The sequence below is a fragment of the Mucilaginibacter galii genome, assembly GCF_014635825.1.
Taxonomy (GTDB): Bacteria; Bacteroidota; Bacteroidia; order Sphingobacteriales; family Sphingobacteriaceae; genus Mucilaginibacter; species Mucilaginibacter galii.
In genome coordinates this window covers 206074-219876 of the sequence record NZ_BMDO01000006.1, presented here as the reverse complement: position 1 = coordinate 219876, position 13803 = coordinate 206074, and the positions used below count along the sequence as shown (strand labels likewise).

Annotated in this window: 8 protein-coding genes; 1 reads left to right on the top strand and 7 read right to left on the bottom strand. The window is 45.2% G+C overall.

The genetic code is table 11. The annotated features are described in order from the left end of the window. Positions 1-12 precede the first annotated feature (12 nt). The 3 genes from IEV61_RS12425 to secA all read right to left on the bottom strand — a co-directional run bounded on the left by IEV61_RS12425 (position 13) and on the right by secA (position 5158). On the bottom strand, positions 13-1197 hold the full coding sequence (locus IEV61_RS12425; protein ID WP_188417124.1) for a M20 metallopeptidase family protein: 1185 nt from the start codon (positions 1195-1197) through the stop codon (positions 13-15). Then, entirely contained in the window at positions 1194-1742 is a 549-nt protein-coding gene (locus IEV61_RS12420; RefSeq protein WP_188417123.1) for an SPOR domain-containing protein, read from the bottom strand. The genes IEV61_RS12425 and IEV61_RS12420 overlap by 4 nt, the downstream gene beginning before the upstream one ends. A 119-nt stretch (positions 1743-1861) precedes the next feature. Next, entirely contained in the window at positions 1862-5158 is a 3297-nt protein-coding gene (gene secA, locus IEV61_RS12415) for a preprotein translocase subunit SecA (RefSeq protein WP_188417122.1), read from the bottom strand. 200 nt (positions 5159-5358) lie between these two features. On the opposite strand from secA, the gene purD reads away from it, so the two are divergent. Next, positions 5359-6633, top strand: a complete 1275-nt coding sequence (purD, locus tag IEV61_RS12410; RefSeq protein WP_188417121.1) for a phosphoribosylamine--glycine ligase — start codon at positions 5359-5361, stop codon at positions 6631-6633. A 122-nt stretch (positions 6634-6755) separates the two neighbouring features. Here the strand turns inward: purD and IEV61_RS12405 are convergent, their stop codons facing one another. From IEV61_RS12405 to IEV61_RS12390, 4 genes are all read right to left on the bottom strand, one after another. Next, entirely contained in the window at positions 6756-10010 is a 3255-nt protein-coding gene (locus tag IEV61_RS12405) for a S41 family peptidase (RefSeq protein ID WP_188417120.1), read from the bottom strand. 128 nt (positions 10011-10138) lie between these two features. Further along, positions 10139-10846 carry an SDR family NAD(P)-dependent oxidoreductase gene (locus IEV61_RS12400; protein ID WP_188417119.1) on the bottom strand — a complete coding sequence of 236 codons (708 nt, stop codon included), beginning with the start codon at positions 10844-10846 and terminating at the stop codon, positions 10139-10141. A 23-nt stretch (positions 10847-10869) separates the two neighbouring features. Further along, positions 10870-12639 carry an aromatic amino acid hydroxylase gene (locus IEV61_RS12395; RefSeq protein WP_188417117.1) on the bottom strand — a complete coding sequence of 590 codons (1770 nt, stop codon included), beginning with the start codon at positions 12637-12639 and terminating at the stop codon, positions 10870-10872. A 149-nt stretch (positions 12640-12788) separates the two neighbouring features. Further along, positions 12789-13721 carry a lysylphosphatidylglycerol synthase transmembrane domain-containing protein gene (locus IEV61_RS12390; protein WP_188417115.1) on the bottom strand — a complete coding sequence of 311 codons (933 nt, stop codon included), beginning with the start codon at positions 13719-13721 and terminating at the stop codon, positions 12789-12791. Positions 13722-13803 lie beyond the last annotated feature (82 nt).

Genomic DNA, 13803 nt, shown 5'->3' with positions numbered 1-13803 from the left:
ATTGTTGCTTTATCAGTTACCCAATTGCTTCAACGCCATGTAAGCCATTAAACCAGTACTTACACCCAACGCACTTTCTTCCACATCAAAAGTTGGGGTGTGTACTGCTGATGTGATGCCACGGCTTTCATTGCGGGTACCCAGGCGGTAAAAGCAACTGTCGGCTACCTGCGAGTAATAGGCAAAATCTTCGGCTGCCATCCAGATGTCGAGGTCTAATACGTTCTCTTTCCCCAGGTAATCTTCGGCATGGCCACGTACGGAGGCGGTTAGTTTTTCTTCGTTGATGAGGAACGGATAGCCACGCACGATGTTGAAATCGCAGCTGCCACCCATGCTTTCGGCAATGCCTTCGGCCATTTTCTTCATGCGGATGTGTGCTTCGTTACGCCATTTCTCGTCCATAGTACGGAAAGTGCCTTCCAGGTAAACCTCGTTGGGGATAATGTTGGTAGCCCCATTGGCAATCACTTTACCAAACGATAATACAGACGGACTTTTAGGGTCGGCAAAGCGGCTTACTACCTGCTGCAGGGCTGTAAGCATATGGGCGGTAATAATAACCGGGTCGATATTTTGTTGTGGTTGCGCACCATGGCCGCCTTTACCTTTTACGGTTACATAAATCTCATCGGTGCTGGCCATATATTTACCGGCACGGAAACCTACCTTGCCGGCATCAATCAACGGCATTACGTGCTGGCCTAATACCGCATGGGGCTTAGGATTTTCTAACACGCCCTGCTGTATCATCAAATTTGCACCGCCGGGCAATTTCTCCTCGGCAGGCTGGAATATAAATTTAATAGTACCGGCAAACTGATCTTTCAAATTGCTTAGTATCGTAGCGGTACCCAATAATGAAGAAGTGTGCACATCATGACCACAAGCATGCATTACGCCAGGATTGGTCGATTTGTAAGGCACGTCGTTAGCTTCCAGAATAGGTAAGGCATCCATATCGGCACGAAGGGCAACTACCTGGTCGGATGGTTTGCTCCCTTTCAACAAGCCCACAATACCGTTATCGGCCATGCGGACATGAGGGATGTTCAGTTCATCTAACTTGGCTGCCACATAAGCCGAGGTGGCTACCTCGTTAAATGATAATTCGGGATGTGCATGCAAATGACGGCGGTTGGCCACTACATCGTTAAATACTTTTTGAGAAAGCTCTTGTATTTGTTCTTTGATCATTGCGGGGTGGTATTTGGATCGGCCAGTTTCGGCGGATTAATTCTTTCGGATATGATGAACAGGCTGGAAAATATGCCTTTAAGGTCTTGTATGAGTTTTGTAGCCTCCAGCCGACTACGAAAATCACCTGCTTTTACTTTAAAGTTGGGTTCCTTGTAATTGATGTAAGTCCGCAGCTCGGGATGCATTTGCAATAACCGGTTCTGCGCATTAAAAGCCTCCTTACGGTTAGGTCCGCTGTAAAACTGCACACGGTAACCGTATGCCGATATACTGCTGCTGGCTGTACGGCTTGAACCACCTTTGCCAACGGTATAGCGATGAGCAATGAGAGAATCTATGCGGGAATCCTTAATAATCTCTAAATGGCCGCGGGTGGGTGCAGTTTGGGCATGGCTAACCTGTATGCTGAAAAGTATCAACACATAAGTAATAAAAGTTAATTTAAAAAAAATGTCATGCTGAGCTTGTCGAAGCATTATGCGTTCGGCTAAGTCTTCCACAGGCTCAGACTGACCATATTTAGTGTTTTTGAACTTATGCATTACCTCTTATAACATCAATTGCGAGGTTCGAAGCAATATGCGCTTTTAAGGCTGTTTGCCTGCACATAGGATTGCTTCGTACCTCGCAATGATACGATTGTATTTATTTGATTAACTCCTTACGCGCCGTGGCAGTTTTTAAACTTTTTACCGCTACCGCAAGGGCAGGGGTCGTTACGGCCAATGCGTTGCTCGGCTTTAGCGGGCACTTGTTTTTGTGGTTCCTGATCCTCAAGCTGTATAACAGTGCCATCTGTATCAAGTTCAGGTTTGCTCATACGCATTTGGCGCATATCGGTCTTAGGCTCAGGACGGGCTTCGCGAATTTCTTCGGGAGCTTGCTGAACCGGAATACCACCTCTGAACAGGAAGCTCACCAATTCTTTATTTACCGTAGCCAGCATTTGGCGGAATAGTTGGAATGCTTCGAACTTATAAACCAACAGCGGATCTTTTTGCTCGTAAACGGCATTTTGTACCGATTGCTTCAACTCATCCATTTCACGCAAATGCTCTTTCCATGCATCGTCTATCAGGTACAAGGTTACGTTCTTCTCAAAAGACTTGAACACTTCCAAACCATGATTTTCAACTGCTTTTTTCAACGGAACGGCTACCTGTATACCGTGTACACCATCGGTAAATGGCACCACAATGTTTTCCACGTACTCGCCGCGGGTTTCGTATACATCTTTCAAAACAGGGTAAGCCTGCTCAGATATAGCTTCGGTTTTACGTTTGTAAAAGTCGGTTACTACGTTTGAGGTGCCTTCTATCAGGTTATTCAAATTAGCTGCGGCAAACTCTTCCTGGGTAATTTCCGGATCAACAGAGAACAAACGGATCATTTCCAGTTGGAAACCTTCATAGTTGTTAGCTTCTTTGTACTCAGTAACCACATCCTCAACCACATCGTAAATGGTGTTGCTGATGTCTACTTCCAAACGCTCGCCAAACAAGGCGTTTTTACGTTTAGCATAAACTACGGTACGCTGTGAGTTCATCACATCATCATACTCCAGCAAACGCTTACGTATACCAAAGTTGTTTTCTTCTACTTTCTTTTGCGCACGCTCAATAGATTTAGAGATCATAGAGTGCTGAATTACTTCGCCCTCTTCAATACCCATACGCACCATGAGGTTGGAGATACGCTCCGATCCGAATAAACGCATCAGGTTATCCTCCAACGATACAAAGAACTGTGAAGAACCCGGATCTCCCTGACGACCGGCACGACCACGCAACTGCCTGTCAACACGGCGAGATTCATGGCGTTCGGTACCTACAATGGCTAAACCACCCGATTCCTTAACACCTTTACCAAGCTTAATATCTGTACCACGACCGGCCATGTTGGTGGCTATAGTAACAGTACCTGCCTGACCAGCTTCGGCCACAATGTCGGCCTCTTTCTGGTGCATCTTAGCATTCAGTACGTTATGCTTGATGCCACGCAGTTTCAGCATACGGCTTAGTAACTCCGAAATTTCTACTGAGGTAGTACCTACCAGTACTGGTCTGCCGGCTTCGGTCAGTTTTACAATTTCTTCGGCTACGGCATTATATTTTTCGCGCATGGTGCGGTATACCAAATCCTGACGGTCATCGCGCTGGGCTTTTACGTTGGTTGGTATTTCTACCACATCCAGTTTGTAAATTTCCCAAAGCTCGCCGGCTTCAGTTACGGCAGTACCCGTCATACCGCAAAGCTTGTGGTACATACGGAAATAGTTTTGCAGCGTAATGGTGGCAAAGGTTTGGGTAGCATCTTCTACCTTCACATTTTCTTTAGCCTCAATAGCCTGGTGTAAACCATCAGAGTAACGGCGGCCATCTAATACACGGCCGGTTTGCTCATCTACAATTTTCACTTTACCTTCATCCAGGATGTATTCGGTATCCTTTTCAAACAGGGTATAGGCTTTTAGCAATTGGTTAATGGAGTGTATACGCTCAGACTTGATAGAAAAATCGCGCATCAGTTCATCTTTATGCGCCAGTTTATCTTCGGCAGAAAGGTCTGATTTTTCAATCTTGGCAATTTCGGTACCTACATCAGGCATCACGAAGAAATTAGTGTCTTCGCCAGATGCGGTGATCAGATGAATACCTTTTTCGGTCAGTTCTACCGAGTTGTTTTTTTCGTCTATAACGAAGAACAGTTCTGTATCAACCTTAGGCATATCCTTGCCCTGGTCTTGCATGTAACTATTCTCCGTTTTTTGCAGTACGGTACGGTTACCGCCCTCACTTAAAAATTTAATTAAGGCTTTGCTCTTAGGTAAACCACGGTGCGCGCGCAATAATGCTAAACCACCATCATCAATGCCGGTTTTACCTTCGGCAATTTGTTTTTTAGCTTCGTTTAAAGCAGTGTTGATGTATGCTTTTTGTGCATTCACCAAACGCTCTATACGTGGTTTCAGCATATAAAACTCGTGCTCATCGCCACGAGGTATAGGGCCTGATATAATTAAAGGGGTACGGGCATCATCCACTAACACGGAGTCAACCTCATCCACCATGGCAAAGTGCAGTTTGCGCTGTACCAATTCTTCAGGTGTGCGTGTCATATTGTCACGCAGGTAATCAAAACCAAACTCGTTGTTGGTGCCAAAAGTAATATCGGCCAGGTAAGCATTGCGGCGCTCCTCAGAGTTTGGCTCGTGCTTGTCAATACAATCAACCGATAAACCGTGGAACTCGTACAACGGGCCCATCCACTCCGAGTCACGGCGTGCCAGGTAATCGTTCACGGTTACAATGTGTACGCCTTGTCCGGCAAGTGCATTCAAGTAAGCAGGTAGTGTTGCTACCAGCGTTTTACCCTCACCTGTGGCCATCTCGGCAATTTTACCGCTGTGCAGTACGGTACCACCTATCAACTGAACATCGTAATGTACCATGTTCCAGGTAACATCGTTACCGGCAGCCTTCCAGGTGCTACTGTGGTGAGCTTTATCACCTTTAAGTACCACGTTACCTTTTTTAGAGGCTAAGTAGCGGTCAAATTCAGTAGCGGTAACTTCAATGCCATTGCCTGCCGAAAAACGTTTTGCTGTTTCTTTAACTACGGCAAAAGCTTCGGGCAATATATTTAATAAAATAACTTCAAGTTCCTTATTGCGATCTTTTTCCAGCTTATCAATACGGGTATACAAATCAACCTTGGCATTTACATCCATATCCAGATTGGTTTCTATATCACTTTTAATGGCAGCAATCTGCTCATCAATGATGGCCAAACCCTGTGCAATTCTTTCTTTAAAATTGATGGTCATGGCCCGTAGCTCATCGTTGCTGATATTTTCGAGCTTGGCAAATTCGCTTTTTATTTTTTCAACCAGTGGCTGGATGGCTTTAACATCGCGCTCCGATTTGCTTCCAAAAAGCTTACTAATAAATCCTAACATGTTCAATAAAATATATTCCGTCTAAACCAACAATTGCGCCAATAGGTTGTAAAGGCCATTATGGCAGGTAAAGGTAGGAAATTTGCAGGGAGTATCAAGTATTTAGTAGCAAGTATCAAGACATTTACCGGTGATATAAGCACCTAATCTTGCTACTAAATACTTGATACTTGCTACTCAAAAATTCTATCTTTACCGCCATGAATATCCTGTTAATTGGTTCGGGCGGCCGCGAGAGTGCATTTGCCTGGAAACTTACCCAAAGCCCGCAATGCGAAAAACTTTTTATAGCACCCGGTAATGCCGGTACAGGCCAGTTTGGTACCAACGTTGATTTGAAGGTTACCGATTTTGAAGGCATTAAAGCTTTTGTATTGGCTAACGGGATTAACCTGGTTTTGGTTGGACCCGAAGAACCGCTGGTAAAAGGTATTCATGATTTCTTTTTGGATGACGAACAACTGAAAAGCATCCCGGTAATTGGTCCGCAGCGCGAAGCCGCACAATTAGAGGGCAGCAAAGATTTTTCTAAACAGTTTATGCAGCGTCATAACATCCCTACAGCGGCATCGCGCACGTTTACGCGCGACACTTTGCAGGATGGCTTAACTTACCTGGCTACCCAAGGCTTACCCATAGTTTTAAAAGCGGATGGATTGGCTGCGGGTAAAGGCGTTTTAATATGCCTTTCATTACAGGAAGCACAGCAGGAATTAGTAGAAATGCTGACCGAAGCAAAATTTGGCGAAGCCAGTTCGAAAGTAGTAGTAGAACAATTTTTACAAGGCATTGAGCTATCGGTTTTTGTACTCACAGATGGCAACAGCTACAAAATACTACCCGAAGCCAAGGACTATAAACGTATAGGCGAGGGCGATACAGGCTTGAATACCGGCGGCATGGGCTCAGTATCTCCCGTACCATTTGCCGATGCCGCCTTTATGCAAAAGGTAGAAGAGCGCATTGTGATCCCTACCGTAGAAGGTTTAAAACAAGAAGGCATACCTTACAAAGGCTTCATTTTTATAGGGTTGATGAATTGTGATGGCGACCCCTACACCATTGAATACAACTGCCGCATGGGCGACCCTGAAACTGAAAGCGTATTGCCCCGCATAGAATCTGACTTAGTTGATTTACTGATGGGCGTAGCAGAAGGTAATTTGGTAGAAAAGCAATTCTCCATTTCGCCCAAAATTGCGGCCACCGTAGTTTGCGTAGCAGGTGGTTACCCTGGCGAGTATTTGAAAGACAAAGTAATTAGCGGGTTAGATAACGTACGTGGTTCCATCGCTTTCCACGCGGGTACAGGTATGCAAGGGGATGATGTAATTACTACCGGCGGACGGGTGCTGGCCATTACCTCTTTGCAGGATGATCTGTTTACCGCCCTGCAACAATCCACACTGGATGCCAGCCGTATTTATTATGACGGTAAGTACTTTAGAAAAGATATTGGGTTTGATTTGTTGTAACACCCCTCCCAACCCTCCCCAAAGGGGAGGGCTTTTCTTGTTTAGAGGAAGTTGTTATTCCGAATATACTAAAATGACTTATCTTTTAAAGCCCTCCCCTTTGGGGAGGGTTGGGAGGGGTGTTACTTCACCGTTTTCAACATCTCCTTAACCGCGGTTTCCAGTTGCTGATCTTCGCCGGAAAGTACCTTATTATAATCGTTTTGCACTTTAATATCGGGTTCTACCTGGGCGTTCTCGGTAGGGTGGGTGGCACCAATACCCCAGGTTGATACCATAGGAATGCCGAAAACCAGCGTGCCGTCTATTTGGCGTTCCCACCATACGGCGGTACCGGTACCTGCCACCGGCATACCAATGAGCTTACCTAATTTCAATTCTTTATAAGCCCAGGGGAAAATAAAGGCATCAGAGTAGTTGCCCTCGCTCATGAGTACACAGCTTGGTTTGTTCCACTTGCCTAAAGACTCGCCACCTTCAGTGGGGTGACCCTGCGGGCGCAACTCCATATATTTCTTTCCACCCAGGAAAGTCACCAAATCATCGTGCAGCCAGCCGCCTCCGTTAAAGCGGGTATCAACGATCAGCGCTTTTTTGCCATAGTTCTTACCTAATACTTTGTCGAAAGTTACACGATAACTTGGATCGTTCATGCCTTGAACATGCACATAGCCTACTTGGCCGTTAGACAGGCTGTCGGTCATGCGTTCCATGCGTTTCACCCAGCGGTTGTATAGTAATACGCTGCGCTCAAAACTCGGACTAACCGGTTTTACGTTTTCTTGGTACTGGGTATTGGTTTTAGGGTCGTGGAAGCTAATGAGGGTATACTTGTCAACTTTGTGGTTAAGTAGTTTTGCCCAGTCGGAATCGTCGGTTATGGCGTCGCCATCAATTTTGTCAATCACATAGCCTTTTCTCATTTTAGTACGGGCTACGTCAAAGGGGCCGCCGGTAATAATATCGGTCACTACCAACCCGTTGCCGCCTTTGCTTTGATCATACAGTAAACCTAAAGCACCGGTTTGATCTGCGTTAGGGAATACCGGCGAGTAACGTCCGCCGGTATGTGAGCCGTTGAGTTCGCCCAGCAGTTCGCTTAGCAGGATCTGGAAATCGTAGTTGTTATTAATGTGCGGTAAAAATTGGGCGTAAGCGGTATGATAATAGTTCCAATCCACACCTTGCAATTTAGGGTCGAAGAACTTTTTGCCTACCTGTTTCCAGGCATGCTCAAACACGTAGCTACGCTCAGCAGCGGCATCCAGATCCATAGTGCTGTTGATCTTTACCGGCGTAATTTTGCCATCCTCAACGTTTACCTTCATTACGTTACCGCTGGCTAACACGAACAGGCTTTTACCATCGGGCGTTAGCTCTAAAGATCCTCCACTGGCATTCAGTGCTGCTAATACTTTGGTTTCTTTGGTACGGGCCATGGTTTGCCATAAGTCGTAACCTTTGTCATACTTGGCCAGATAGAAAAGTTTCTCGCCGTCTTTAGAAAGCACATCATCAGAAATACTGGCCGAGCCCACAGTTAAACGAATAACGCGGTCGTCGAGGTTCTTGAAGTTTGGCTCGTAAGCATAAGGCGCAACACCTGCCGGTGTTTTGGCATTAGCTGGGGTAGATTTGGTGGGTTTACTGGCAACCTTATCCAGCGAATCGCGTTTCTCTTCCTGCTTACGGATGTCCAGATCTTCTTTGCTCAAGCGGAATCTGTCCCAGGCCGATTGATCGAAAAACATAGCATAGATATCAGTTTGCGAGCCGCTCGACAGGTTTTTCATTCCCAGCTTATCGCTTAACCAGTACATCATTTTACCATTTAAACCCCATTGCGCATGCCCATCATCAAAACCGCTTTCGGTTAAGTTTAGGCGCTGACCTGTACCGTCGGCTTTAACCAAGGCTACTTCACTACGGCCAAAGGCGCCTTCTTCAGATTGAATGAGCAGGTACTTGCTATCGGGGGACCAGGAGAAATACTGATCTCCATCTGAGTATGAAAAGTTCACGCCGGCCGGTAAAACGGTTACCGTTTTTTTAGTGGCAGGGTCATACACCTTTACAATGTTCCTTTCTTCCAGATAAGCTATCTTTTTTCCATCGGGCGAAAATACGGCCTGAAATTCGTCCTTATCCGTATTCACCACAGGCTCCGATTTTAAGGTTGTGCCCGCAAAAAAGTAAGGCTCTGAGTTAACCGATAGCGTGGTTTTATAAATATCCCACGATCCGGCGTTTTCAACTGAGTACATCAGCGTGCGGCCATCAGGGCTAAATTGTACCATGCGTTCCTGGTAAGGCGTATTGGTAATGCGCTTAGTAATATTACCATCGGCCGAAGTAACAAAAATTTCGCCGCGGTAAACCAGTGCTACTTCTTTGCCGTTTGGAGATACCGCAATTTCGGTAGCATCTCCTCGTACAGGCATGTTTTGTACCTGGTCGCCGTTGAAATCGGCACTCAGGCTAATGTTGATCTTTTGAGGTTGTCCGCCTTCGCGTAAAGTAAATAATTCACCATTTTGCGTAAAGGCCATCAGGCCATCGTCGGCGCGCGACAAATTGCGCACAGGATCTTTGGTAAAAGTGGTAAGCTGGGTGATGCTGCTTGTATTGGCTAACGAAGATTTGTAAAGGTTTTGATTGCCGTTGCGCTCGCTCAGGTAATAAAAGCTGTCGCCGCTGCCCCAAACCGGTTCGCGGTCTTCGCCCACGTAAGTAGAAACTTTGGTGTAAGACTTTTGAGGTACATCGTATACCCAAATATCGCGCGTAACGGCCGAGGTGTGATGTTTGCGCCATGGGTCTTCGTAACCCTTGCGGTCTTGGTAAATAAACTTGTCGCCTGTTTTGTTGAAGTGCACGTACTCTGTCCCTGCGGAGTTAAACATAATGCTGCGGCCACCTTTTACAGGCACCACATACATTTTCATAAAATAGGCATTACCAGGAAAACGTACCGAGGTATAGATATCATGACGATCGGTGCCGAAGTACACTTTCTGGTTATCGGGCGAAAAATCAAAGGGTATGTCTTTATCCGAACTAAAGGTTAGACGTGTAGCCGAACCGCCGTCAGCAGGCATGGTGTACACATCAAAATTGCCGTAACGGTCGCTCGCAAAAGCAATGGTTTTACCATCGTGGCTCCATATAGGGTAGCCGTTATAGGCGCTGTTTATGGTGAGCGGCACGGCAGTACCGCCGGCAGAGGGAACTTTGAATAAATTGCCTTTATACTCAAAAGCCAGCCATTTGCCATCGGGCGATAGACTGGGCTGCTGCATCCAAAGTAGGTGCTGCTGTGCAAAAACGCTGCTTTGCGCAATAATAAAGGTGAATAAAGCAAGTAATAGTTTTTTCATGAGATTACTTAAGTGAGAGTTAATGCACTAAAATAGTTAAAAATGCATTTAATAATACTTAACCACCTGTTTTTTAGAAAACGGGTGGTTATCATCTCTTTAAGTAACCTGTACGATAAGTAATGTATTTATGGCGTAGTTACCGCTACGGGCAGCACCTTACCGTTGAAAAATTTATTACCGGTTAAAGCAAAATCGGCAATGTATTTACCCATTTCAAAAGCCATTACGGGCGATTGGTAGTCGGGGAAAGCTTTCTCCAGCATTTCGGTTTGGGCCGAACCCAGAGCCAGGCAGTTCACGCTGATCTTGCGGTCGGCAAGTTCTAAGGCGAGGCATTCGGTTAAAGTATGCAGTGCTGCTTTGCTGGCCGAGTAAGCTGCCAAGCCTGGGAATTTTACGCTTCCCTGAACGCCGCCCATGCTGCCAATGTTTACAATGTGCCCGCCATTGTTAATTTGAGGCAACATATTTTGGATCATGCGCACATGGCCCAGGTAATTGCTTTGCAGCATTTCTACAAAATCAAACTCACCCATTTGGGTAAAAGGCTTGTTAATTAAAGCCCCGGCGTTGTTGATAAGGATATCTATATGTCCATCCAAATGCATGTTGACGAACTGTTGCAGCCCGGCATAATCATCATGTACAATATCAAAGGTTACAGGGTAAAGTACGCAATCGGGGTTTAATCCTTTGGCAATTTCGAGCAGGCGGGTAAGCTTATCTTGCGAACGGGCCAAAGCCAAAATTTTATAGTTTTTGTTTTGCAAACATAGCTCAATTACGGCCTCGAAGCCTACGCCGCTGCTGGCACCGGTGATAATGATATTCATGGTAAAATTCTGATTCTTAAAATTTAATCTTGCTCAATAGGATGAGCTATCAGCGCAAGGCCATCCTGAATGAGTTTACTTAATGCTAATTGTTTTGCTGCCTTATTTGCCAAAAATCCGCTTATAGATTTTTGTAATTCCTGATTCATGTTTTCCTGATGTAATAGTTCTAATATTTCCAGGGAACATAACCAATCATCAGTAAATTTAGTTTGTAACTGCTGCCACAAGCCGGTTAAGGCATCGTAGCCACTTTGGTTTCCCCTAATGTTACGCACCTCCTGATAAACAGACTGCAAATTTAAGGTAGCATCATCATATGCTGCATGATAGGTTTCTATCGTAGATTTATAGGTGACGTTTTCAAATGCGTCTTTATCGGCAGTGCCACAAAATACAGATACTATTTTTTCGCCAACGGCCATATCATAATTTCCCCAGGAAGGATCGAACAACAGTTGTCCTTTTGCATTTGTAACAGTGCATTGGGTAAAGGTAATGAGCTGTATTTGGCTGTTTTGCGACAGTATGTTTTCCACCCGGCCTTGTACGACAATGCCAGCTTCAAATTTGAGAACGGTCGTATGGTGTAAGATCAATCCGGCAGTTTGTAATTCTTCTGCAGTAAAGTTTTCTAATGGTTTATCATAACCGGTTATTTTACCCACGGGCGAACTGAAGCCATCCTTGTGATAGTTCTTACCATGACCATCTAACTGTGTGTTGTCGACCGCCAGGGCCGTAGGGCCCGTGGTTTTAATAAATAAAGGCTGATCGTTATTGCCAGCAGTAAAACCCGTAAATACTCCCGACACCTGCAAGCCCGAACTGTAAACCGCTGTGCAAACATTCATGCTGTTTACCGCCTTTTCTAAACCATAAATGCCACCCACCCTGAAAGACATGGTATTGGCATATTCATCAAGCACGTCAATTAAATTTTGAAAACTGGGCGTTACAAAAAGCTGGGGTTGTTCGCGGGTAATATCGTAGGTGTAATTAATGGTATCAATATTATACCATAGCTTTTTGATCTCCGGTTTCATGCAGGTAGCGCTTTCGCCTATAGAAGAAAGTAAGCCGGCACCGTATATCTTAGGGTTCTCCAATGTGCCAATCAGCCCGTATTCTACGCTCCACCAGTGCAGGCGGCTAAGCAGGGCCATCTCAGAGGGTTGGCCCATGTTGGCCTGGCACCATGCAACCTGCTCTTCAGCGGCTATGATGGCATCTCCGTTGGCATCGGGCATTTCCTTGAGGATAGAGAGGCGGCGTATGGCTTCGTACAACTCAAAGTCTTGTGCCGAAAACATAGCTTTGGCACCTATTTGTCCAAAGTAGCTCAAATAAGCGTGGTAATCGGGTTCGGCAATAATGGGGGCGTGCCCGGCCGATTCGTGGATAATATCGGGTGCGGGTGTGTATTCTATATGATGAAGCTGGCGTATATCTGCCGCAATAACGAGCACCTTATAGGCTTGGTACTCCATAAATGCAACGGGAGGTATAAAGCCATCAACCGTAACCGCGCCCCAGCCAATACGGCCAAGCGCGTTGTTCATTTCCTGCAAATCGGGAATGCGCTCAATGGTGAGGCCTGCTTTGCGCAAGCCGGGTATGTAAGGATAGTAGGCAAAATCTTTTAGGTAACTGTAATTTTGGCGCATTACATACCGCCATACGGCTTGGTCTACAGCGGTGTAACGGCTGTATTGCTGCGGAACAATATACTGCCTTAAATGCCGGGGCAGCGCAGCAACCTGCGGATTGTTGAAATCATCAAAATCGCTCATCACATAACTCATTTATCATCTCGAAAGATAATGAAAGATCTTCATTAGAACCTTATACCGCGTCTATCGGCTGTAGTATCAAGATTTCTTGATACATTCTAAATTGCAGTTTTTAAAACTTCACACCAGCCTTAATTGCTATATGTTCCTTAGGTCAGTTCATCTGCTTCAACCGGTGGTAAGCCTTCCTGTAATTTATCTTCGCGGAAAACATAATAAACACCAGTTAACGAAACAATGGCCGAAATAACATAAAACGATAAGCTCAGAAATACCGCCAGTTCATCATTCATGTGAAAAATATCGGCTATAACGTACTTGAAGATAAATTCACGGGCACCCAAACCGCCAAAAGTAAATGGCACCACTGCTGCCAGCGACGACATTAGGAATGCGAACAAGTAAGGTGCAAACTTAGTTTCGTGGTGTAAACCAACCATCACCAGTAGAATGGTTAACACCTGTAACGATTGTACCACAATGGCCTTACCATGCGCTTCAAAAAAGTGATTGGTATACTCTCTAAAAAACTTTTTAGCTACAACATAGTAAACGATAGTTCCTACTACAAAAATAGCCAAGGGGATGGCTATATGTACGCCCATTTGCGGCAAAAAGGCTATGAGTATCACTGTTATAAAGCCAATTGCCCAAAAGCCGCTTAACCTGTCGAACAAAATAGCCCAAAATACTTTTTTTGCAGGCAGTTTATAGCTCTTGTTAAGCAGGTAGATCTTGTAACCATCGCCGCCAATGCCGCCGGGTAAAAACAGGTTATAAAACATGCCCAGCAGGTAAAGCCGCAGGTTAAAGCGCCAGTCGAGATGCAGGTGAATAGATTTAAAAAAGCTTAATAACCGCGATGCCGAAACTATGGTAGAAGCAAAGAAGCATACAATGGCAGCAATAATCCAGTAGGGGTTGGCTTGTGCTACCAGCAACTTTACTTTCTGAATATCAATCTTATTGAAGATATAATAAAGCAATGCGCCGGTAAAGGCTATTTTAAGCACAATCTTGGTAACACTCCATAGGGTTGTTTTCCAGTTTTTGGGCTTTGGAAGAGTTTCCGAATCAGTCATTTGCTGGCAAAATTATAAAATTCGTTGTATATGTGAGTAGTGAGTGGTTGAATAGTTGGTAACAGACGTGTAACTATTTAAG